At 55.5% G+C, this 22,216-nt stretch carries 22 protein-coding genes; all 22 read right to left on the reverse strand.

Annotated elements, in window-relative coordinates:
- Positions 1–36: 36 nt before the first annotated feature.
- Positions 37–261: a YqiA/YcfP family alpha/beta fold hydrolase gene (locus Q3970_RS10725; RefSeq protein WP_368494373.1), complete on the reverse strand. Its 225-nt coding sequence runs from the start codon at positions 259–261 to the stop codon at positions 37–39.
- A gap of 8 nt (positions 262–269) precedes the next feature.
- Positions 270–593, reverse strand: coding sequence for a hypothetical protein (locus Q3970_RS08195; RefSeq protein ID WP_303100091.1), 324 nt, complete (start codon positions 591–593; stop codon positions 270–272).
- A 63-nt stretch (positions 594–656) separates the two neighbouring features.
- Positions 657–1,826, reverse strand: coding sequence for a cell division protein FtsZ (ftsZ, locus tag Q3970_RS08200; protein ID WP_303100092.1), 1,170 nt, complete (start codon positions 1,824–1,826; stop codon positions 657–659).
- 129 nt (positions 1,827–1,955) lie between these two features.
- On the reverse strand, positions 1,956–3,194 hold the full coding sequence (gene ftsA / locus Q3970_RS08205) for a cell division protein FtsA (RefSeq protein ID WP_303100114.1): 1,239 nt from the start codon (positions 3,192–3,194) through the stop codon (positions 1,956–1,958).
- A gap of 18 nt (positions 3,195–3,212) precedes the next feature.
- The gene (locus tag Q3970_RS08210) at positions 3,213–3,980 is read right to left on the reverse strand and encodes a cell division protein FtsQ/DivIB (protein WP_303100093.1); all 768 of its coding nucleotides are present in this window, start codon (positions 3,978–3,980) and stop codon (positions 3,213–3,215) included.
- Positions 3,970–4,881, reverse strand: coding sequence for a D-alanine--D-alanine ligase (locus Q3970_RS08215; RefSeq protein ID WP_303100094.1), 912 nt, complete (start codon positions 4,879–4,881; stop codon positions 3,970–3,972). The genes Q3970_RS08210 and Q3970_RS08215 overlap by 11 nt, the downstream gene beginning before the upstream one ends.
- 114 nt (positions 4,882–4,995) lie before the next feature.
- Positions 4,996–6,390 carry a UDP-N-acetylmuramate--L-alanine ligase gene (gene murC, locus Q3970_RS08220; protein ID WP_303100095.1) on the reverse strand — a complete coding sequence of 465 codons (1,395 nt, stop codon included), beginning with the start codon at positions 6,388–6,390 and terminating at the stop codon, positions 4,996–4,998.
- Positions 6,391–6,625: 235 nt separating this feature from the next.
- Positions 6,626–7,693: an undecaprenyldiphospho-muramoylpentapeptide beta-N-acetylglucosaminyltransferase gene (gene murG / locus Q3970_RS08225; protein ID WP_303100096.1), complete on the reverse strand. Its 1,068-nt coding sequence runs from the start codon at positions 7,691–7,693 to the stop codon at positions 6,626–6,628.
- An 80-nt stretch (positions 7,694–7,773) separates the two neighbouring features.
- On the reverse strand, positions 7,774–8,934 hold the full coding sequence (ftsW, locus tag Q3970_RS08230) for a putative lipid II flippase FtsW (RefSeq protein WP_303100097.1): 1,161 nt from the start codon (positions 8,932–8,934) through the stop codon (positions 7,774–7,776).
- 37 nt (positions 8,935–8,971) lie between these two features.
- Positions 8,972–10,318 (reverse strand): UDP-N-acetylmuramoyl-L-alanine--D-glutamate ligase, encoded by a 1,347-nt coding sequence (murD, locus tag Q3970_RS08235; protein ID WP_303100098.1) that lies wholly within the window; start codon positions 10,316–10,318, stop codon positions 8,972–8,974.
- A gap of 44 nt (positions 10,319–10,362) precedes the next feature.
- Positions 10,363–11,088, reverse strand: a complete 726-nt coding sequence (locus Q3970_RS08240) for a hypothetical protein (RefSeq protein ID WP_303100099.1) — start codon at positions 11,086–11,088, stop codon at positions 10,363–10,365.
- A gap of 81 nt (positions 11,089–11,169) precedes the next feature.
- On the reverse strand, positions 11,170–11,652 hold the full coding sequence (locus Q3970_RS08245; RefSeq protein ID WP_303100115.1) for a group II truncated hemoglobin: 483 nt from the start codon (positions 11,650–11,652) through the stop codon (positions 11,170–11,172).
- Positions 11,653–11,726: 74 nt separating this feature from the next.
- Positions 11,727–12,809, reverse strand: coding sequence for a phospho-N-acetylmuramoyl-pentapeptide-transferase (mraY, locus tag Q3970_RS08250; protein ID WP_303100100.1), 1,083 nt, complete (start codon positions 12,807–12,809; stop codon positions 11,727–11,729).
- A 160-nt stretch (positions 12,810–12,969) separates the two neighbouring features.
- Positions 12,970–14,340 (reverse strand): UDP-N-acetylmuramoyl-tripeptide--D-alanyl-D-alanine ligase, encoded by a 1,371-nt coding sequence (gene murF, locus Q3970_RS08255; protein WP_303100101.1) that lies wholly within the window; start codon positions 14,338–14,340, stop codon positions 12,970–12,972.
- Between the two features lie 175 nt (positions 14,341–14,515).
- The gene (locus Q3970_RS08260) at positions 14,516–15,451 is read right to left on the reverse strand and encodes an Abi family protein (protein ID WP_303100102.1); all 936 of its coding nucleotides are present in this window, start codon (positions 15,449–15,451) and stop codon (positions 14,516–14,518) included.
- 71 nt (positions 15,452–15,522) lie between these two features.
- Complete coding sequence (locus Q3970_RS08265) at positions 15,523–16,041, reverse strand: M23 family metallopeptidase (protein WP_303100103.1); 519 nt, start codon at positions 16,039–16,041, stop codon at positions 15,523–15,525.
- Between the two features lie 142 nt (positions 16,042–16,183).
- Complete coding sequence (locus Q3970_RS08270; RefSeq protein ID WP_303100104.1) at positions 16,184–17,053, reverse strand: peptidase; 870 nt, start codon at positions 17,051–17,053, stop codon at positions 16,184–16,186.
- 73 nt (positions 17,054–17,126) lie between these two features.
- Positions 17,127–18,611, reverse strand: coding sequence for a UDP-N-acetylmuramoyl-L-alanyl-D-glutamate--2,6-diaminopimelate ligase (locus Q3970_RS08275; protein WP_303100105.1), 1,485 nt, complete (start codon positions 18,609–18,611; stop codon positions 17,127–17,129).
- A gap of 10 nt (positions 18,612–18,621) precedes the next feature.
- Entirely contained in the window at positions 18,622–20,373 is a 1,752-nt protein-coding gene (locus Q3970_RS08280) for a penicillin-binding protein 2 (protein ID WP_303100106.1), read from the reverse strand.
- 54 nt (positions 20,374–20,427) lie between these two features.
- Positions 20,428–20,688, reverse strand: coding sequence for a cell division protein FtsL (gene ftsL, locus Q3970_RS08285; protein WP_303100107.1), 261 nt, complete (start codon positions 20,686–20,688; stop codon positions 20,428–20,430).
- Between the two features lie 57 nt (positions 20,689–20,745).
- The gene (gene rsmH, locus Q3970_RS08290) at positions 20,746–21,705 is read right to left on the reverse strand and encodes a 16S rRNA (cytosine(1402)-N(4))-methyltransferase RsmH (protein ID WP_303100108.1); all 960 of its coding nucleotides are present in this window, start codon (positions 21,703–21,705) and stop codon (positions 20,746–20,748) included.
- Positions 21,702–22,157, reverse strand: a complete 456-nt coding sequence (gene mraZ, locus Q3970_RS08295) for a division/cell wall cluster transcriptional repressor MraZ (protein ID WP_303100109.1) — start codon at positions 22,155–22,157, stop codon at positions 21,702–21,704. Before mraZ ends, rsmH begins: the two co-directional genes overlap by 4 nt.
- Positions 22,158–22,216 lie beyond the last annotated feature (59 nt).

Raw genomic sequence — 22,216 nt, forward strand, 5'->3', positions numbered from 1 at the left:
CTTTTGAATATGCCATGACTTTTATTGTATTTGTTTTTAAGTTGATTGGCTATAACTGTATGCTTGGGAAATTTTTTGTGTGAACATCTTACCGTAGGGAACATAAACGGCATCATCTGTATAAATTGCCGGGCAGAATAATAAAATTTTTCTTATATTTAACAGCCTGGCCAACTGCAATGCAACATATCCGCCCAAACTATACCCCATAACAACCTCGGGAATACTTATACTTTCTGCAAAAGCAGCAGCTTCATCTATATTTTGCTTTAACGAGGATGAATATGCTTTGTTGACGGACTGTGCCCGCTTAAATTAAACGATAAGGAACCGATACCGTTTTGTTGGAGGGTATACAAAATCGGATTTAATGACGTATAGTCCGACATCCCGCCATGTATGGCCAATATTTTTATCTTACCTTCCCCTTCTAAAAACCTGCCCTCAAGCTCATAATCAGAAAATTTCTTCATGAAATAATAAGCCTTTCCCGGCGGCTTCGCGGGAAACAGCAAATATTCCTTGATTTTAGGTTCAGAATAAATACTTATCATCATTAAATAGGGGCTATGCCGGATAATTTCTAAAACCAAAAGGCCGTCTGAAACCTGTTATGGTTTTCAGACGGCCTTTTCAAACATCAGACTAATAACGGTTTAATCGGCCTGACGGCGCAGAATAGCGGGAATTTCAAAATCATCCAACACAGATTGGTTGGCGAAATCGGAAGCGGTCAGGTTCATGCTGCGGGTGCTGCGGCCGGAGCGGATTAAACCGTCGATGTTACCGAAACTGTCATCGGTGCCGGTTGCCTGTTGGGTTTTCACCATACGCAGGCTGCTTGACGCTCCTATGGTATTTTCTTTCAAACCGGTAGCGATAATGGTTACACGGATGGCATCCTCTTCCATACCCTCATCTTCGGCTGTGCCGTATTTACGCTCCGCATCGGGGTCTGCGTATTCGTCTACCACTTTCATGATTTCGCGGTATTCCGACATTTTCAGGCAGCCGGGAGCAGTGGTGATGTTCACCAGAACGCCACGCGCACCGTCTAAGGTTACATCATCCAGCAGCGGGCTGGAAATGGCCTGTTCGGTTGCCAGGCGGGCACGGTCGATACCTTGTGCGAAGCCTGAACCCATCATGGCCATACCCATGATGCTCATCACGTTTTTCACGTCGGCAAAGTCCAAGTTGATGAAACCGGGGCGGGTAACCACTTCGGAAATACCGGCAACGGCATCACGCAGCACATTGTCGGCGGCGCGGAATGCTTCGCGCACGGTGATGTCTTCACCCAGCGCGGTCATCAGTTTGTCGTTCGGGATAACAATCAGGGAATCCACCTGGCTTTTCAGGTGTTCCATACCTTCTTGGGCGATGTGTACGCGTTTGCCTTCGTGGCCGAACGGACGGGTAACTACGGCAACGGTCAAGATGCCTTGTTCTTTTGCGATTTCTGCAACAACGGGAGCAGCGCCGGTGCCGGTGCCGCCGCCCATGCCGGTGGTGATGAACAGCATATTGGCGCCGCGGATGGCGTCGGCAATGGCTTCACGGTCTTCTTGGGCAGCCGCGCGGCCGATTTCGGGATTGGCGCCCGCGCCCAAACCGCGGGTCAGGTTGGTGCCCAACTGGATGCGTTTGGCGGCATTGCTTCTGCCCAAAGATTGCGCATCGGTGTTGGCGCTGATAAATTCCACACCTTGAACGGTGTTTAAAATCATATTGTTAATGGCATTGCAACCGCCGCCGCCGATACCAATGACCTTGATAACCGCAGGGCTTGCGGCGGCTTCTACTACGTCGTAAACCAATTCCATAAAATGCTCCTCTGCGCCCTGCGTCAGGACGGGTAAATAAATGACAGTCAAATAATTGCGAAAGTTGGCGCTATTATATAAGAAGCCTTGGCCCGCTGGCAAAATTCTTCTTACATTTTTACGAGAATTTTAAAAATTATTTTTCAGCCATTCTTTCAGTCTGACCAGCCAGTTTTCTTTCGGTTCTCTGACGGCGACCGCGCCGGTAACCGGTACACCCGAAACTTCTCCGCGCGCGGCCTGTAAAAGGCCGATGGCCGTGGCGTAGCGGGGATTGCGGATACGCTCGGAAACACCGCCCATTTCGTGCGGCACGCCGATTCGGGCGGGCAGGTTGAACACGTCTTCGGCCAAATCGACGATGCCGGTAAGCAGCGATGCGCCGCCGGTGAGCACCACGCCCGAAGTAAGCACTTCTTCGGGAAAGCCGCTGCGGCGCAGTTCGTTGAGGGTAAGCTCTAAGATTTCTTCGACGCGCGGGCCGATAACGCTGGCCAAAACGCGGCGGGAAATCTGGCGCGGCTGGCGGTCGCCCACGCTGGGCACTTCGATCATTTCGTCGAGACCGTCCATGGTGGCGATGGCGACGCCGTGGTTGATTTTGATGTATTCGGCGGCGTTGTGCGGCGTGCGCAGGGCTTGCGCCAAATCTTTGGTAATCAAATCGCCGGCAACCGGAATCACGGCGGTATGGCGGATGGCGCCGTTGGTGTAAACGGCGATGTCGGTGGTGCCGCCGCCGATGTCGATTACGCAAACGCCCAAATCTTTTTCGTCTTCGGTTAAGACGGCCTGCCCACTCGCCAGCGGTTGCAGCATAATCTGCTCCATATGCAGGCCGCAGCGGTTGACGCATTTTTGAATGTTTTGCAGGGCGGTAATCGCGCCGGTGATGATGTGCACGCGGGTATCCAAGCGCACGCCGCTCATGCCGATGGGTTCTTTAACACCGGGCTGGTTGTCGATGATGTATTCCTGCACCACGGTGTGCAGGATGTTGTGGTCGGGCGGGATATTGACGGCTTTGGCGGTTTCGATGGCGCGGTCGATGTCGGCTTGGGAAACTTCGCCGTCTTTGATTTTCACCACGCCCTGCGAATTGAGGCTGCGGATGTGGTTGCCGGCGATGCCGGTGGTTACGCTGTCGACTTTGCAGTCGGCCATGCGTTCCGCTTCTTCCATGGCCTGCTTGATGGCTTGGGCGGTGGCATCAATATTGGTTACCATACCGGCTTTGAGGCCGCGCGAAGGTGCCTGCCCCAAACCGATAATATGGATTTCGTTGTCTTCGTGCACTTCGCCGATTAACGCGATAACTTTAGAAGTGCCGATATCCAATGCGCTGATGTATTTGCCTTTTACCATGATGTCCCATTCGTTTGCTGATTACTGTCGGTTTTGTGCTTCGACGCCGGATGCGCTGTTTTCAGACGGCGTGTCTGCCTGCGGTTCTTGCTGTTTGTCGTGGTAGCGCACGGCGAATCCGTCGCGGTAGCGCATATCCACATAGGCCAGATTGCCTTGCTGCGCCTGCAAAATGCCCGGCCACATTTCGGCGAAGCGTTGCAGGCGTTTGGTTTCGTTCTCGCGCCCCAAGCGCACGGAAATGCCGTTATCCAGCCCTACCGTCCAAGCCGAGCGCGGGGAGTATTCGAGTTCGGCGACGGCCAAACCCAAGGGCTTTAAGATGGCGCTAAATTCGTTGAAATGCTTCACCATAATCTTGCCAGTGCCGGGTTCGCCTGAAAAAACAGGGAACTTTTCGTCGGTGGCGGCGTTGAAAAGGTTGCCGTTGCTGTCGATCAGGCCGGCTTCTTTCCAGCGCGCCACGGGAATGCGCTCGACGAGGTCGATTTCGACGGTATCGGGCAGGCGGCGGCGCACGGTTACTTTGTCAACCCACGGCAGTTTGGCAAACGCTTCTTGCGCGCCGTTCAAATCGGCGCGGAAGATGTTGCCGCGTATATATTTTTGCGCTACGGCTTGCAGCTGTTTGCCGCCGGTGCGCTGAATTTCGCCTTCGATTTTGACTTGTTTCACCGGAAAATACGGCGAATTGTAAACCCAAACGGCCAATGCTCCCAGCAGTATCAACACTACCAGGATCATCAGCCAACGGGTTACGCGCTTCAGGGCGCCTGCATTATCCCACATGAGCGGTTTTCAGAATTTCAACACATAAATCGGCGAAGCTCAAGCCGGTTTGGGCAGCGGACTTCGGCACCAAGCTGTGGCCGGTCATGCCGGGCAGGGTATTGATTTCAAGCAGATACAGCTTGCCGTCGGTGTCTTTTAAGAAATCCACACGCGACACGCCTTCGGCGCCGATTGCCTGCGCGGCGCGCACCGACAGCGAGCGCATCAGGGCTTCGTCGGCTTCGCTTAAATCGGCGGGGCACCGGTAAACGGTGTCGTCGCGGGTGTATTTGGCTTCGTAATCGTAAAATTCGGTGGCGGGAATGATGCGGATGGCGGGATAGCCTTCGCCGTTAATCACGGGGCAGGAATATTCGCCGCCGCCGATAAAACGTTCGGCGATAATTTCGCCGTGCAGGTGTTTGAGGCTGTTATACACTTCTTTCAGACGGCCTGCTTCTTTCACTTTCACCACACCCACGCTGCTGCCTTCTGCGGCGGGCTTTACAAACATCGGCAAACCCAATTCGTGCTCGACGGCATCGAAATCGCTGTCTTCACGCAATACGGCGAATTCGGGCACGGGCAGCCCCAGCGCCTGCCAAATCAGTTTGCAGCGGTATTTGTCCATGCCCACGGCCGAGGCCGCCACGCCGCTGCCGGTATAGGGAATGCCAAGAAATTCAAGTGCGCCCTGCACGGATCCGTCTTCGCCGTAAGTGCCGTGCAGAATGTTGAAGGCCGTCTGAAAGCCCCTGGCTTTCAATTCGTGCAAAGGGGTTTCTTTCGGATCGAACGGGTGTGCGTCTATGCCCTTGCTTTGCAGGGCGGCGACAATGGCGGATCCGCTGTCGAGCGACACTTCGCGCTCGCTGGAAAATCCGCCCATCAATACGGCAACTTTGCCAAAATCTTGCATATTTACGGTTTCTTTCTTTTTCAGACGGCCTGTTTATTGATCGGCAAAAACAATCAGCAACCCCCTGTGTTTTATTATTTTTCAAAGAGCAGCATAACCGCCCTGCCCTGCCGTTCAGCTTGCGCTTCCGGCCAGCACCTGCGGGGTTTTGTTGATGCTGCCCGCGCCCATGGTCAGCACCACGTCGCCTTCTTGCAATACGTTCAGCAGGGTATCGGGCAGGGCGTTCACGTCTTCGCAGTAAATCGGTTCAAGCTTGCCCAACACGCGCACGGCACGCGCCAGCGCGCGGGCGTCGGCAGCCACTATCGGCTCTTCGCCGGCGGCATATACTTCGGTCAGCACCAGCATATCAACAGTGTTCAACACACCAACGAAGTCTTCAAACAAATCGCGGGTACGGGTATAGCGGTGGGGTTGGAAGGCCAGCACCAAACGTCTGCCCGGATACGCTCCGCGCGCGGCGGACAGCGTGGCGGCCATTTCTACGGGGTGGTGGCCGTAATCGTCAACCAGCGTGGCTTTACCGCCGCCCGGCAGGGTGATGTCGCCGTATTTCTGGAAACGGCGCCCGACACCGGCAAAGCCCAGCAACCCCTGCCGGACGGCTTCCACCGATGCGCCCACCTCAAGTGCCACACCGATGGCGGCCAGCGCATTGAGCACGTTGTGGCGGCCGGGCATATTCAGCACTACTTCAAACGGCCCGATGCCTTCCTGTTTCACATGCACGGTAAAGCGCATTTTGTCGCCTTCGGGCTGCAGGCCGGTGGCGTAAATATCGGCACTGTCGTCCAAACCATAGGTGGCGAAAGGTTTGCTGATGCGCGGCACGATGGCACGCACATGTTCGCTGTCGGTACACAAAAACGCTTTGCCGTAAAACGGCATGCGGTGGATAAAGGTTACGAACGCCTGATAGAGTTTTTCAACGCTGTGGTCGTAGGTGTCCATATGGTCGGTGTCGATGTTGGTTACCACCGACATAATGGGTGTGAGGTGCAGAAACGAAGCGTCGGATTCGTCGGCCTCGGCAACTATGTATTCGCCCTGCCCCAAACGGGCGTTGGTACCTGCCGCGGTGAGTTTGCCGCCGATAACGAAGGTCGGATCCATTCCCGCCGCCGCCAGAATCGAAGCGGTGAGGCTGGTAGTGGTGGTTTTACCGTGGGTGCCCGCAATGGCGATGCCGTCGCGGAAACGCATCAGTTCGGCCAGCATCAATGCACGCGGAATCACGGGTATTTTGCGCTCCTGCGCCGCCAAAACTTCGGGATTGTCGGGTTTGACGGCGGTGGAAACAACCACTACGTCGGCATCGGTAACGTGCGCGGCGGTGTGGCCGGGGTAAACCTGAATGCCCAAGCCGCTCAAGTGGCGCGTTACCGCGCTTTGCGCCTGATCGGAACCGGATACTTTAAACCCCAAGTTGTGCAGCACTTCGGCGATGCCGCTCATGCCCGAACCGCCGATACCGACAAAATGAATGTTATTGACCCTGTTTTTCATGTTGTTTTCCTGAAGCCTGCCCGTTTTCAGACGGCTCGAAATGCTGCGCCAAGCCTGCCTGCAAACCTAAAAAGGCGTTATTTTAAAGGGCTGCGGATAGATGCGCTATGGTTTTAATGTAAAAGGGTGTTCAGACGGCCGTTGTCCGCCTGTTGCCAAACCGGCGCTCCCGCCGGCAGCAGGCAAATGTTTTCCGCAGCAACAGGCCGTCTGAAAAACCTTCTTCCAAACCTGCCTACATCGTGGCAGCAATCGCCGTAACCGCCACATCGTCGGCACTGTGCGGCATGGCCAGCGTGCGGGCGTTCTCGGCCCATTCGAGGCAGCGTTCACGGTTGAGCGCCCACAACACTTCCGACAGTTTCTCGGCGGTAAGCTGCGACTGCGGCAGCAGCAGTCCGGCGTCGGCCTGCACCATAAAGCGGGCATTGGCGGTTTGGTGATCGTCGACCGCGTGGGGGTAAGGTATCAGCAGGGCACCCACACCGGCGGCGGTCAGCTCGGCAATCGTGAGTGCGCCCGCGCGGCAGATAACCACGTCGGCGTGTTCGTAGGCGGCGACCATATCGTCGATAAATTCCACACACTCGGCCTGCACATTAAGCACTTCATAATCGGTTTTGAGCGTGCCCAGCTTACCGCGCCCTGCCTGATGGTAAATCTGCGGGCGTTCGTTTTCGGTGAGCAATGCCAGCGCACGAGGCACGGTTTGATTGAGCACGTCGGCGCCCAAACTGCCACCCATCACCAATACTTTCAGGCGGCCTTCGCGTCCTGCAAAGCGTTCGGCCGGCGGCGGCAGGTTGGCAATATCGGCACGCACGGGGTTGCCGACCAGCCCGTCGTGGTTGGCGAATGTGCGCGGAAAGGCATACAGCACGCGGCGTGCCCAGCGGGCCAGCTGTTTGTTGGCCAGCCCTGCCACGGCATTTTGCTCGTGAATCACAATCGGCACGCCCGAAAGTTTGGCCGCTACACCGCCGGGAAAGGTAACGAAGCCGCCGAAGCCGATCACGCAGTCGACACGGTGTTTTTTGATCACCTGCATCGCCGCCCGCACAGTTTTAAACAATGTGAACGGCAATTCCAATTTGCGTTTGATCCCGTTACCGCGTACACCTTTAATCGCCAGCGTTTCGAGGCGGATATTGTGTTTCGGCACGATGCGCTCTTCCATCGAGCCTTCGCTGCCCAGCCAAACCACATGGTGGCCGCGCCCCCGCAGGGCTTCGGCCACCGCCAGCGCAGGAAAAATATGGCCGCCGGTGCCGCCGGCCATCAGCATAAAGGTTTTACTGCCCATAATCTTGAATTATCCTTTTCTATATTCTTTGGTTGGTACGCTTTTTTCAGACGGCCTCACACAGCAGGCGCCGGCCGGTTTTATCCTTCTACTTTGTAGCCGCGCATTTTCAGGCGGTTTTCATAATCCACGCGCAGCAACAGCGCCATGCACACCAGCATGATAATCACCGCCGAACCGCCGTAGGACATCAGCGGCAGCGTTAAGCCTTTGGTTGGCAGCAGGCCGATGTTGACGCCGATATTGAAAAAACTCTGAATACCCAGCCAGATGCCGATGCCTTTGGCGACAAATGCGCCGAAATAGAGCTCTAAATCGCGCGCCTGTTTGCCGATGGAAAACGCCCGCCACACCAGCCAGCCATAGCAGAAAATCAGCACCGAAATGCCCACGAAACCGAATTCTTCGCCGATTACCGCCAAAATAAAGTCGGTATGCGCCTCGGGAAGGTAGAAACGTTTTTCCAAACTTGCGCCCAAGCCCACACCGAACCACTCGCCGCGCGCAATCGCCATCAGCGAATGGGTAAGCTGGTAGCCTTTGCCCAGCGGGTCTTCCCACGGGTTTAAGAATGCCGCCACCCGCGCCATGCGGTAAGGTGCGACCGCAATCAAAGCCACCATACTGGCCAGACCTATGCCCACCATCATCATAAACCAGCGCCACGGCAGCCCCGCCAGAAACAGCAGGCCGACCGCCACCGCGCTCACCACCACAAACGATCCGAAATCCGGCTCCAGCATAATCAGGCCCAAGCCTATGCCCACCGGCACGGCGGAAAAGCCCACTTTTTTAAACTGCTTCAGGATTTCGGCGCGGCGGGTAAAAAAGCTCGACAAATACAAAATGATCGCCAGTTTGAACACTTCGGTAGGCTGAAGGTTGACGGGGCCGAAATGTATCCAGCGTTTGGCGCCGTTAATCTCGCGCCCCACCAGCAACACCGCCACCAGCAGCCCCAAGCTCGCAAACAGAATCCACGGCGTGTATTTCTTCCACTTGGCCATCGGGATTTTAAACGCCACCAGCCCCGCCAGCGCGCCGACGGTCAGGAACATGGCCTGGCGGGAAAGGTAAAACCATTGGTCGCCGCCGTCGTGGGCGGCGTAGGCGATGGAGGCGGAATAAATCATCAGCAGGCTGAACGACACCATCAGCACCACCACCCACAGCAGCGACTGGTCGGTTTTGTGGCCGCTGCGCAAGATTTTGCGGTCTAGGATTTTGGATTCTGTAATCATATGCTTAAAACGGGTTTCCTGATTCTAAAATGAAAATTCAGACGGCCTGCAAAGCCTTAACCGCTTCGGCAAACACTTGTGCCCGATGCGCATAACCTTTAAACATATCGAAGCTGGCGCAGGCGGGGGAAAGCAGCACGATGTCGCCGCTTTGCGCGAGCCGGTAGGCCGTCTGAACGGCTTCGGGCAGGGTTTCGCAATCAATCACCTCCACGCCGCAGCCGTCCAAATCGCGGCGGATTTGCGGCGCGTCGGCGCCGATTAGCAGCACCGCGCGGGCTTTGTTTTGCAGCGCGGCGCGCAGCGGGGTGAAATCCTGCCCTTTGCCCTGCCCGCCGGCAATCAGCACAATCGGGCTTTGCAGGCCGGAAATGGCCGCCACGGTGGCGCCGACGTTGGTGCCTTTGCTGTCGTCGATAAAGGTGATGCCGTTTTTCTCGCCCACTTTTTCTACGCGGTGCGGCAGCCCTTTGAAGGTTTGAATGTGTTGCAGCAGCTCGGTTCGCGGCAGGCCGATGCTTTCGCACAGGGCAAGCGCGGCCAGCACGTTGGCGGCGTTGTGCAAACCTTGCAGCGGCACGGCGGCGGTGTCGATCAAACCGCTACCGCCCGCTTTCAGACGGCCTGTTTGAACATCCGCCCAATAATCGGTTTCGTTTTCCAGCGAAAACCATTTCACTTGGCGGCCGTTGCGCTTCATGGCACGGCACAGCGCATCGTCGGCGTTGAGCACCTGCACGCCGCTGCCGCGGAAGATTTTGTCTTTGGCGTGGGCGTAGTCGAGCAGGTCGTCGTAGCGGTCGAGGTGGTCTTCGGAAATATTCAGCACCACGGCGGCATCGGGGGTGAGGCTTTCGGTGTTTTCGAGCTGGAAGCTGGAAAGTTCGAGCACCCACACGCCGGCTTTTTTGCCTTCGCGCTGCAATTCGGCTTCGAGCACGGGTGTGCCGATGTTGCCGGCAACCACGGTGTCCAGCCCGCATTTCACGCACAGATAGCCCACCAGGCTGGTTACGGTGGTTTTGCCGTTGCTGCCGGTGATGGCGATCACTTTGTCGCCGCGCGCCTTCACGATATGGGCGAGGATTTCGATGTCCCCGACCACCCTGCCGCCGTTTTGTTTGAATTCGGCGATTTCCGGCGCGCGCCCGCTGATACCGGGGCTGAGCGCCAACACGTCGAAACCCTGCGCCAACGCGTCTTTCAGACGGCCTGTGTGGCAGCTTAAGCCTTTGAAAAGCTGCGTAAGCTGCGCTTCGCGCCCGGGTTTCAAATCGGCATCGTAAGCCGCCACCTGCGCGCCGGCGCGGCGCAGATAGGCAATCATGGAAACACCGGTGCCGCCGAGGCCGGCGACGAGGATTTTTTGGTTTTGCCAGTTCATTTTAGCCAATCCCAATCTTCTACTTTTTCATTTGGTTTATTTGATTATTTCTCCAAATCCAACTGCACTAAAAATCTCATCAATACCGTAGTTAGTTCTATCAGAAAATTAACTTCAATGGCTTGAGAGCTGTCATTATGCTTGACATTATTATTTTGGTAATCCTTATATTTACCTATGACTGTAGAATAAAGGTTTCTTATGGGCACAGAAATACCATTATTTTTTAAAAATTGCCCTAAATCTTTAGTTTGATTTTCTAATGATTTATCGTTGTTGAAAATTTCCTTCATTAAAACTTCTAACGAAAGTCTCAAATCATCCAACAAATTTCTTGAATAAATATTATGTTCTCTCTTTTGAAGAGCAGCCTGATAATGCTTCAAAACATCAGGATATTTATCTAACCAATGCTTGGTTTCTTGAATTATCTCATTAACCGTCCCGCTCCCTTCTGAAAACTGGGCATATTGAGATGACAACTTAACCGACAATTCTTGTATCTTCCCGTTACCAGCAAATTGCGGTTTAGTACATAGGTCTTTAATAATGGAAAATTGCTGAAAAGGCTCAAAAGCCCGTAAATTTTCGGCTAAAACCGTTCTTTTGTTTGGAACGCCTTTAGGAAAGGGATATTTGGAGTAAGTTATTTGCTTCTTGTATTGAACAGCATATTCATTGCAATATCGAATGATTTCCGAACCACGAAGGCCATTGTCTGTATCACCTAAAATATCTGCTGCATAACCTATAAAAGAATTATCAATCATTTAATTTACATACCATTGTTGTCATCAGTTTCATATAGTGGGGCGTTCGAGTATGCCGATAGTTTGTGTAATTGATATTTTTCAAACTGCCTCAAAAAACCCTTCCACCCCATATTCTTCCAACACCGCCGCCAATTCCGGCAAGCGCGCTTCCGGTTCGGCCGCCATCGGCGGCAGCGGCGGGGCGTGTTCCGGTTCGTGCTGGTTGCGCATCCAGTCGGCCAGCGCAAACAGGCGCAGCAGCAGCGGCTCGGCCAAATCGGGCGCAACCGCCGATTCGTGCAGCGCTTGGGCGAAGCAGGCGATCCATTGGTTGCGCGTCTGCATGGTAACGGCGAAAGGGAAATGCCGCTGGCGCAAGCGCGGGTGGCCGTGTGCCTGCTCATACAGCGGCGGGCCGCCGAGCCAGCCGCTTAAGAATTGGAACAGGCGTTCGCGGGCGTAATCGAGCGTTTCGCCGTGTTGCGCGCGCAGTTCGGCGTATTGCGGTTCCAATTCCATCAAATCGTAGAAGCGGCCGGTTAGCGCTTCCACGCCCGCTTCGCCGCCCAATAGGGCGTACATCGTTTGCTGTACCATGTGTTTCTTTTCACGTAGGGGTGCATCAAGATGATCCCCACTGTTTTTTCAAACAGGTATTAACGCACCTTCAGCGTGCTCAAACCTACCAGCACCAGCACGATGGTGATAATCCAAAACCGCACCACCACTTGGGTTTCTTTCCATCCTTTTTGCTCATAGTGGTGGTGGATAGGAGCCATCAGGAAGATGCGTTTTTTGGTTTTTTTATACCAGCCCACCTGCAACATGACTGACAAGGCTTCCACCACAAACAAGCCGCCCATGATCACCAGTACGAATTCCTGCCGCACAATCACCGCCACCGTGCCCAAGGCCGCGCCTAAGGCCAGCGCGCCCACGTCGCCCATAAACACTTGCGCGGGATAGGCGTTGAACCATAAAAAGCCCAAGCAGGCGCCGCACATGGCGGTGCAGAAAATCACCACTTCGTTGGCGCCCGCCACATAGGGCAGCTGTAGGTATTGGGCGAACTGCGCGTGGCCGCCGGCATAGGCGAAAATCGCCAAACCGCCCGCCACCAGCACCACGGGGAAGGCGGCCAGGCCGTCCAAACCGTCGGTAAGGTTGACCGCGTTGGAGGTGCCGACGATGGTGAGGTAGGCCAGCACCACAAAGCCGATCACGCCCAGCGGCAAGGCCACTTGTTTGAAAAACGGCACGATCAGGATATTGTTGGCCGAGTTCTGCGCCACATAAAACAGCAACAAGCCCGCCGCCAGCGCCACGCCCGACTGCCACACCATTTTGAAGCGCGCCGACACGCCGTTGGGGTCTTTATAAACCACTTTGCGCCAGTCGTCGTAGAAGCCCAACGCGCCGGTGGCGAGCAGCACCAGCAGCAGAATCCAGATATAGGGGTTGGCCAGGTTGCCCCACAGCAGGGTGGAAACGGTGATGGCGGTAAGAATCAGCGAACCGCCCATGGTGGGCGTGCCGGTTTTGATGAGGTGGGTTTGCGGCCCGTCGTGGCGCACGGCCTGGCCGACTTTCAGCTCGGTGAGCTTGCGTATCGTCCACGGCCCCAACAGCAGCGAAAACGCCAGCGCGGTCAGGGCGGCCATCACGGCGCGGAAGGTGGTGTATTGGAAAACGTTCAGCGCCGAAAACCAGTCGCTGAAGTGGGTTAACCATAAAAGCATGGGGGTTACTTCCTTTTTGTTTGATTTTGGTGTTGTTGTTTATTATTGGGCTTGAGGCCGTCTGAAACCGTTTCAGACGGCCTCTTTTTTAATGTGCTGGTTTTTCCGAATACGTTATTTTAAAGCAGAACGGCAAACCTTTCGGATGCAATATTCCTTTTCAGACGGCCTTTTCCAACAACGCTTCGGCCACTTCTTCCATCTTCATAAAACGCGAGCCTTTCACCAGCACATTGGCGCCTTGCGGCAAATCGTGCGCCAACACCTGAATCAGTGGGTCTTTGTCGGCAAACCATAACCCGTTGCCGCCGAAGGCTTCCGCCGCCGAAGCGCTGTAATCACCAACGAAATAAGCGGATTCGATGCCTTTGCTGCGGGCGTATGCGCCCACTTCGGCATGCATGGCGGCCGATTCGTCTTCGCCCAATTCGCCGATGTCGCCCATCACGAACACGCGCGGGGCGGGGAGTTGGGCGAGCACGTCGAGCGCGGCTTTCATGCTGTCGGGGTTGGCGTTATAGGTATCGTCCAACACGGTGGCGCCTTTGATGCCGCGTTTCACGTTCAGACGGCCTTTGATATTGGTGAATTCAGACAGGCCGTCTGAAACCTCTTGCAGGCTCAAACCTGCAGCCAGCGCCAGTGCGGCGGCGGCGGCGGCATTGGCCACATTGTGCCGGCCGGGCACGGGCAGTTCTACGCGCGCGCGTTCCGCCCCGCATACCAAATCAAATTCGCAGGCCAGCGGTTTGAGCACTATATTTTCGGCGTGTACATCACCCGTTTCCACACCGAAAGTTTTGGTGTCCAAATGCGCCGTTGCGGCTTGGAAAACGGCAAAATTGGCATCTTCGGCCGGTACCAGCGCCAATCCGTTTTCAGACAGGCCTTGGTAAATCTCGCTTTTGGCTTTGGCAATATCGCCCACGCCGTCGAAACCGCAGCCGACGTGCGCACGCAGGGCGTTGTTGACCAGCGCCACGTCGGGTCGGGCAATCCGCGTGAGCGCGGCCAGCTCGCCGAAGTGGTTCATGCCCATTTCGATCACGGCATAACGGTGCGCAGACGTGAGCTTGATCAGGGTAAGCGGCAGGCCGATATGGTTGTTGAAATTGCCCGCCGTCGCCAGCACGGCATCTTCGCCGAAACGGTGGCGCAGTATCCCCGCCAGCATTTCTTTCACGGTGGTTTTGCCGCTGGAACCGGTGATGCCGAACACGAACGGGTTGGTTTCGTTGCGCCAGGCCGCGGCCAGCGTTTGCAGCGCGGCCAGTGTGTCGTCCACCTTCAACGCGCCGGGGAGCGCGGCGCAATCTTCGCGCGACACCACAACCGCTGCCGCGCCTTTGGCCGACACGTCCGCCGCAAAATCATGCGCGTCGAAACGCTCGCCGGCCAAGGCGAAAAACACGTCGCCGCTGCGGATATCGCGGCTGTCGGTTACGATGCGCTTGACTTCGGCATCGCCGTTTTCAGACGGCAGCGGCAGGTTTAGGGCTTGGCGGATAAAATTCAGGGTTAGGGGTTTCATTTTCGTGTTCTGTTTTCTTTTCTATTCAAAGAGCTGCATTTTGCGCAATGTTTTATTTTTCAAACAATCTTATTTTTGGATTTGGTTTTAAACAAATTGTGTTGCTGTAAAGACGAATTCAGCGTAATATTTATCTCGAAATGGCCGCTACCTCTGCTTTTGCATGTAGTGGCCTTTATTTTTTCCACAAATCCCATTCCCGATAATGCTCCGGCAATCCGAATGCAGCCAAGCTGGTAACGGCTTCTTCTGGAAATTCACGCAACAGCTCATCAAACCTATCCGCCCATTTAGAATGCGGGCACAATATTTTCATCATCTGCTGCATAATGCAGAAATAGAAAAACGGATGGTAATTTTTGAGTTTTTTCCAATATTCATCTGTCGAAATAGGCGCTGCCTGCTGAACGATGCGTGCATTCCACAATCGGTCGTGATGGGCTGCGATGTTGCGTATCTCATTCAAACTGCGCAGCCACTTCGCAAATATCCCGCCATGCAGCGCACCGTATTTACGGGCAATGAGATTTTGATCCTGATGCTTCATTCCCTCATATAGGCGGGACATCGCACCAAAGTCCCATAATCCGCATACTGCCCAAACCGGCAAGTGCCCGTATTTATGTAAATTATGCACGACACAAGATGTTTTCCGTTGCCGTGCTTTTCTAATCAATTCTTCCAGCCGCTCATACCATTCCTGATACTTAGTCTTCCCGTTGGCCTGAATGGTTTTGGCAAACTTACCATCAAAATACGCCGCGTTTTCATGAGCCAGCGGATCTTTCTTACCCAGAATATGCACGATATCCACCCGCACAGCCATTTCAATCCGCTCAAGCGCATCCAACGCCAGCAAGCGCAATTTTTTATCAAACAGATATAACGATAAAACACTCTCAAAACTGCTATTGGGCCGGAAGGTTTCCAGCAAAACCTGATTTTGCCCATCCCATTTGCGGAAAACATGAAAATAGCCGCTTAAACGATAATACCCGATACGGCGCAGATATTTTTCCGCACGCTCCCCTTCGTCAATTTGCATCCCCCTACTTTCCAGCAACACAACTTGGTCGGCAAAATCCCGCCACGGTTTTATCGGTTCAAACATATTTTCAGAAGGCCTTCCGTTATATTATTTTTTATATTTGTTTCTGATACTTAAGTTTGCCTAAACCAAACTCATCTATTCTGATCAATCAACGGATAAGGATTCACCGCGCCGCCGTGGGTGGTGTAAACGCCGTAGTGCAGGTGCGGCGGGGTATTTTTGGCGTTGCCAGTATTGCCTACATAACCGATAACTTCTCCGGCCTTCACTTTGCCGTATAACTTCGCGCCGGCGAATTTTTTCAGGTGGGCGTAATAGTGCCATGCGCCGGGGCCTTGTATGCCGATCACTTTGCCGCCCAGTCTGTTTTCACCGCGTTTGGTAACGATACCGTCGGTGGTGCTGCGCACGGGCGTGCCTTTTTTGGCAAAAATATCCACACCCTCATGCCTGCGGCCTCCGCTGCGGGCTGCGCCCCATGTGTCGGCGAATTTTTTGCCTTTAACGGGGTTAATCAGGCTTTGTTCGGCGGGGGCGGGCTGAGCCCTGAGTCCGGCCAGCTCTTGGTTCGGCCGCACGGCTTGGCAGCCCCATAAAAAAACGGAAACGGCGGCAAAGCACACCAGCCGCTTGGCGGGTTTCGATATCACTGATTAAATTCCTTTCGTTGGTTTCAGACGGCCTCGGGTACGGCGCGTATCGGTTTTCCTTTCTGTTTATTCAAGTGAGTTGTGCGTTTGTTTATTTTTCAAACGGCCTGCGGCCGCGGCTTTTATCTTGCATTTTGTTTGGCTAACTGCCTAACTTGCCGTAATACTGGTAATCGGAAAGGCGGAACACTGCCAAGGTGCGGCCGTTTTTGCGATAAGGGTAAAACAGCTCGTATCTGCCGTTATCCGACACGAAGCGGATTTCATCCGATTGGTTTTGAAACGCTTTTTGCAGGTATTCCCGCTCGCGTAAACCGGCGCGGTGCAGGTAGTCGGCTTTGCGCAGTGTTTCCTGTTTGCCCTCTGCGGTGCGGTAGGTTATGGCGTCTTCCTGCCTGCCGTTATCTGCAACCGCGACAGCCGCTGTTTCGGCGGCCCCTTCTTTCGGGATACTGCTGCCGAAATTTAGATATACCGGCGTGCCGCCGATGTTGTCGGGCACGATAACGGTTACGCTGTTAAATGCGCTGTCTTGTTTTTCCAGCAATTCCAAATGGCCGGCGGTGTTGCGGATATAGGGCAGCCCGAAGCGGTAGGCGGTAACGGCTTCGGTTTGCTTCGGGTGGTTTTGTATCAGCCGCTGCGCTGATTCAATCAAGAGCCGCTGCTTCTGTTGGGCGGTCAGATAATTGCCGCCGAACAGCAGTGCGGCCAGCAGCGGAAAAACCAGCAGGCAGGCGTAAAGCCATTTTTTGCCGCTCTTAACCGACACCTCTTCGCCACGTTCGGCAATACGGGTGAGGTTCAGCATAATGTTCAGCATCAACGCCCCCGCCATCAACGCCACTACGCCCAAAATGCTCAAGCCGAAGATTTCGGTAATGTGTTCGCGGAATACTTTCAAGCCGAACACTTGAATCAGGATAAAGGCAAATACCCAATACACCAGCAATACAATCGACACCACACCGATGATGTTGCTGGCTTTCACGAGTTTTTTCGTATCCATCATGCTTCCTCGGTTTTCAGACGGCCTGTTCAAACCACCCCCAAAGGCCGTCTGAAACAGTGATTGCCATCCGGTTTCATCTTTGCGCCAGCGCTTTTTCCGCTTCTTCGAAATCGGAAAAATGATGCTTCTCGCCCTGCACGTCCTGATAAGTTTCGTGGCCTTTGCCGGCAATCAGGATAATATCGTCTGCCGCGGCATGTTTGACTGCGTATCCGATGGCGGCGCGGCGGTCGGCTTCGATGTGTTCGGGGTTGGGCACGGCGGGAAGGATGTCGTCGATAATGGCCTGCGGCTCCTCCATGCGCGGGTTGTCGCTGGTAACCACCACTTTATCGGCGCCCGCAACGGCGGCGGCACCCATCAGCGGGCGTTTGCCTTTGTCGCGGTTGCCGCCGCAGCCGAACACGCACCAAAGCCCCGCGCCTTGCGGTTTGATTTCCTGCAAAGTGGCGAGCGCTTTTTCGAGGGCGTCGGGGGTGTGGGCGTAATCGACCACCACCAGCGGTTTGCCTGGGTTCATGATGCAGTCCATGCGGCCGGTGGCGGGGCGGATGCGGGCAAGTGCGTTTAATACCGGTTGCAGCGGGTAGCCTGCGGCGCACAGCACACCCACGCAGGCGGCGAGGTTTTGGGCGTTGAAGCGGCCGAGCAGGCGGGTTTGGCATTCGCCCGCGCCCCACGGGGTATCAAGCGAAACCGTCATGCCGCCGGATGTAGCGCTAAAGCCGGTAATGCGGATGTCGGCATTTTCGGCAAAACCGTAACGGTAAACGGCGAGGCTGGGGCGTTCGGTTTTCAGACGGCCTGCCAGTTCGGCGCCGTATCCGTCGTCTGCATTAATCACGGCGTGTTGCAGGCCCTGCCAGTAAAACAGGCGCGATTTGATTTCGCCGTAGGCTTCCATGCTGCCGTGATAGTCGAGGTGGTCGCGGGTGAGGTTGGTGAACACGGCCGTCTGAAAGGGCACGCCGTTAACGCGCGCTTGGTCGAGGCCGTGGCTGGACACTTCCACCGCCACGGCGCACGCGCCTTGCTGTTTGAAGCGGTGGAGCAGGGTTTGTACGGAAACGGGATCGGGCGTGGTGTGGGTGGCTTCAGCCAATTCCCCCCAAAAGCCGTTGCCGACGGTGCCGATAACGGCGCAGCTTTTCGGGCGGCCTTCAAGCAGGTCGGCGGCTTGTGCGAGCCATTGGGTTATCGAGGTTTTGCCGTTGGTGCCGGTTACACCCCAAAATTTGATGCCGTCTGAAACATTGCCGTACACCTGCGCGGCCAAAATACCGGCTCGGTTTTTCAAATCTTTGATGCCTTGGTTGGGCACTTTCCAATCATGATTCCAAACAAAACTGCCGTCATCGTCCCAAAACACAAAGGCGGCACCGTTGGCGATGGCAGCAGGGATAAAGCTGCGGCCGTCGGTATATTCGCCCCGGCAGGCAACGAAAATATCGCCGGATTGGATTTTCCGGCTGTCCGAATGCAGCAAACGCCCCGCTGCGCTTTCGCACAGCAGGGGCGGCAGGTCGGTTTCAGCCGGGGGGGAAAGCTCGCTGAACATGAAAAACCCTTTATCGTTTGGCCGTTTGAATAGTGGGCGTTTCTTTCAAGGGTTTGGTGGGCGATACGCCGAGAATATTCAGGCTTCCGCCCATGATACCTTTGAACACGGGGCCGGCAACCACGCCGCCGTAGTAACCGTTAACGGTGGGTTCGTCAACCGACACGGCCACAATCACACGCGGTTTTTCGGCAGGGGCGAATCCGACAAAAGTGGCGACGTGTTTGTTGCTGGCATAACGGCCGTTAACCAGCTTGCGGGCCGTGCCGGTTTTGGCGCCGACATCGAAGCCGTCAACCGCGCCCATAGTGCCGGTACCGCCTTTTTCGGTAACGGAAACCATAATTTCACGCACGGCGCGGGCGGTTTCGGGTTTGATAATCTGCTCGCCTTTGGGCGGGGCTTCCTGTTTTTCAAAGCTCACGGGCAGCAGTTCGCCGTCGCTGGTAATCACGGTGTAGGCGCGTGCCAGTTGCAGCAGGCTCATTTGCAGGCCGTAACCGAACGACATAGTGGCCTGTTCGATGGGCTTCCAGTTCTGCCATTTGCGCAGCATGCCCGGTGTTTCGCCGGGGAAGCCGGAATGCATACGGCGGCCTATGCCCAGGCTTTGGTAAAACGTGTGCATTTCTTCGGGTTTGAACATGGCCGACAGTTTGCTGGTGCCCACGTTAGACGATTTCTGCATAATGCCGCGCACATCCAGCGAGGGGTAAACGTGGGTGTCGCGCACGGTGGCGGGGCCGATTTTAAACGGCATGGTGTTGAAGCGTGAATTCACGCCGGCTTTGCCTTCGTCCAACGCTTTGGCAATCGGAAACGGCTTCATGGCCGAACCCGGTTCAAGCATATCGGTTACGGCCCGGTTGCGGCGCTGCCCGCTGTCTGCTCCGCCGGGATTGTTGGGGTCGTAGGCAGGGCTGTTCACCAACGCCAGAATCTCGCCGGTTTGCGCATCAAGCACAACGGCGCTGCCCGCTTTGGCGCGGTGATGGTCGATGGCTTTGTTCAATTCGTCATACGCCAGCGCCTGAATGCGCTGGTCGAGCGACATCACCATATCGCGGCCGTTCTGCGGATCACGGTTGCGGGGTGAATCAAGACTGTCGACAATATTTCCTTTATTGTCGCGCAGCACCACTTTGGCACCGTTTTCGCCGCGCAAATCGTCTTCACGCGCCAACTCCAGCCCTTCTTGGCCTTTGCCGTCGATATTGGTGAAACCGATAACGTGCGCAAACAGGTTGCCCATCGGATAGTGGCGTTTGGTTTCCTGCTGGAACGCCAAGCCTTTGATGCCCAAAGCCGCCACTTTATCTGCGGTTTCTTTGTTCAACTGGCGTTTCAAATAAATAAAATCTTTATCTTTTTTCGCCAAACGTTCTTCGATGGTGGCAACGGGCACGCCGATTAATGCGGAAAGCCGATCAAGCTGTTCGGCCGTCGGCCGGATATCCATGCCGGAAGGCACGGCATACAGCGACTCGGTAGGGGCGCTCAAGGCCAGCGTGGCGCCGTTTCGGTCGGTAATCGTGCCGCGCGAAGCGGGCAGCGCCACCGTGCGCACAAAGCGCTGATCACCCTGATTTTTCAAAAATTCGTGCTGTGTGGTTTGCAGGTAAACCCCGCGCCCCACCAGCGCGGCAAATGCCAATGCCAAACCGCCGAGCACAAAGGCAATACGCCCGTTGGTAGAAACGGGTTTCTTGACTTTGGGCTGCTTGGGCAGCATCTGGGGCTTATATTCGTTTTTAATCAACATAACAACTTCTCGTTTTTTCAGACGGCCTCAATTTGATTTTCAGGCAACCGCCGTTTATTTCATTTCAATCATGCGTGTATCTGATGCACCCGGAGGCTGCAGCCTTTGCCGCCCTGCCGCTTCTTTAATTAAAGTGTGGTTCGACAGCTTGGCCTGTTCGAGCTTCAAACGCGCATAATCCTGATCAAGCCGGACTTCGTGTTTTTCTGCCTTATCCAGCGAAATATAGTATTGGCGCGACCGGTCCTGCACGGTTACCACCGCCAAGCCCGACAGCAATGCCACTACCAGTAAAATAACGTTTAATTTATTCATATTTTCAAACGGCCTTCGTTTTCAGACGGCCTGTTGCGCCGGCAGGCGTGCCGCCGGCTAAAATGCTTCAAAACTGCCGCCGGTGCGCTCGGCGACACGCAATACGGCCGAACGCGCGCGCGGGTTGGCGGCGGTTTCCTCTCCGCCCGGCTTGACAGCCTTGCCCACCGGCTTTAACGGCGGCTGCGGCAAATCGGCTTCTTTCACCGCCGCCCAGCGGGGCATGGGCGGATGCTGCGAACAGCGCTTGATAAACTGCTTTACGATGCGGTCTTCCAGCGAGTGGAAGGCAATCACCGCCAGCCTGCCGCCTTCTTTCAGGCGGCCCGCCGCCTGCGGCAGCACGGCTTCTATTTCTTCAAGCTCACGGTTGATGAAGATGCGAACGGCCTGAAACGTCCGGGTCGCCGGGTCTTGTCCGCGCTCGCGGCTACGGACGTTTTGCGCCACGAGCTGCGCCAGCTTGCGGGTTGTATCGATGGGCGCCGTTTCGCGCTGCGAAACGACAGCGCGCGCAATCTGGCGACTAAACCGCTCTTCACCATAATTTTTGATTACCTCGTTTATTTCCTGCTCGGCGGCGCCTGCCAGCCATTCGGCTGCCGAAATGCCGCGCGTGGGATCCATGCGCATATCCAGCGGGGCATCGAAACGGAAGCTGAATCCGCGCGCCGCTTCGTCAATCTGCGGCGACGAAATGCCCAAGTCAAACAAAGCGCCGTCTATTTTGCCGATACCCAGCCCGTCCAAGGCCGTCTGAAAAGTCGCGAAGCCGTTATGCACCACGCTCACGCGTTTGTCTTGCGCCGCCAATTCGTTGGCAACGGCAACGGCCTGAGGGTCTTTATCGAACACAATCAAGCGCCCTTCGCTGCCAAGTTTCGACAGAATCAGGCGGGAGTGCCCTCCCCTGCCGAACGTGCCGTCCACATAAACACCGTTTTCCCGCACGGCCAGCGCATCCACCGCCTCGTGCAGCAGCACGGTAATGTGTTGCAAAGTTCCGGCACCGCTCACAACTGCAAATCCGTTTGGCTCAATTCGGAAGCCAATTCGTCGGGATCGATATCCAAAGCCCGATCCATTTCGGCCTCCCAATGCTCGCGTCCCCACAGCTCCAAGCGGTTGGCGCGCCCCACCAGCGTTACCTCTTTATCGAAATCCACGCGGCGGCGCAGGTTGGCGGGCAGCAGCACGCGCCCGGCCGTGTCCAACTCAAGCGTGTCGGCATTGTGCAGCAGCAGGTTTTGGTAGCGTTGCAGCGTAGGATTGCCCGCCGTTTTCAACGCCAGCAGCTGCCCGGCAACGCCTTCCCATTCGGCTTCGGGATAAATCAGCAGACGGCTGCGCGAATCCAGCGTTGCCACTACGGCCGGCGTGTAATGGCGCAGCAACAGCTCGCGGAACTTGGCAGGAATCGCCAACCGCCCTTTGCTGTCTATGCTCAACTCGTGAACGCCACCAAACACTTTATCCCACTCCGTGATTAAAAACGGGCAATAAAAACACTTTGACACACATTGCCCCA

It is taken from the genome of Neisseria sp. (genome assembly GCF_030530745.1).
Lineage (GTDB): Bacteria > Pseudomonadota > Gammaproteobacteria > Burkholderiales > Neisseriaceae > Neisseria.